The 787-nt window shown below is 65.6% G+C and carries 1 protein-coding gene and 1 pseudogene; both read left to right on the top strand.

Translation table 11 applies throughout. The features are described 5' to 3' along the window. Positions 1 to 365, top strand: a pseudogene (locus UU7_RS18745) (hypothetical protein); the annotation flags it as partial. Beyond that, on the top strand, positions 362 to 787 hold a 426-nt coding region (locus UU7_RS17170; RefSeq protein WP_007810800.1), incomplete at its 3' end, for an RHS repeat-associated core domain-containing protein. The pseudogene UU7_RS18745 and the gene UU7_RS17170, both read left to right, overlap by 4 nt.

The following is a 787-nucleotide window of genomic DNA, read 5'->3' as shown; positions in this document are numbered from 1 at the left end:
GGAGCACGACCAAGACGATCGCCGTCGGCGTGATACCGGCGGTGCCGGGCACGCCGAGCGTGCATGCGTCGGGCCCGTCCAACAAGCCGGTGGTCACCGTCAGCTGGAGCGCGGTGGCCGGTGCGACCAGCTACACCGTGGAGGAGACCGATCCGGGAAGCAGCGTGGGCGACACGTTCTACAGCGGCCCCAATACCTCCGCGAGCTCAATCATCTTCGCGACCGGGTCGGTGAAGTTCCGGGTGAAGGCGTGCAACGCCACCGGCTGCTCGGGCTGGAGCGGTTACGGCTCGGTCACGCTGCAGTCGGATTTCGGGCTGACGGCGCCGGCTGAAGCGAGCTCGGTACAGGGAGGTGCCCCATGAGTACATTCACACGCCTCCTGGGCATGCTGGCCCTGTGGTTGCTGGCCATGGTGGCCCACGCCGGCACGGTGACCTACGTGTACACCGACGCGCAGGGCACGCCGGTGATGGAAAGCGACGCGCAAGGCCACATCACGAAGCGGTTCGAGTACACGCCGTACGGGGTGGCGGTGACGAGCGTGGGCGCGGCGCCGGACGGGCCGGGGTATACCGGGCATGTGAACGATCCGGAGACGGGGCTCGTGTATATGCAGGCGCGGTATTACGATCCGATGGGGCGCATCCTCAGTGTCGACCCAGTGGGGCCGGTGCCGGGTGACATGTACAGCTTCAATCGATACGCCTACGCCAACAACAATCCGATCGTCAATATGGATCCGGATGGGCGCCAATCGACGGATGACATTTGCATGGGGAACATG

The sequence above is a fragment of the Rhodanobacter spathiphylli B39 genome (assembly GCF_000264295.1).
Lineage (GTDB): Bacteria > Pseudomonadota > Gammaproteobacteria > Xanthomonadales > Rhodanobacteraceae > Rhodanobacter > Rhodanobacter spathiphylli.
Note: the sequence above shows the minus strand (reverse complement) of the source record. Positions and strands in the feature narration are given on the sequence as shown.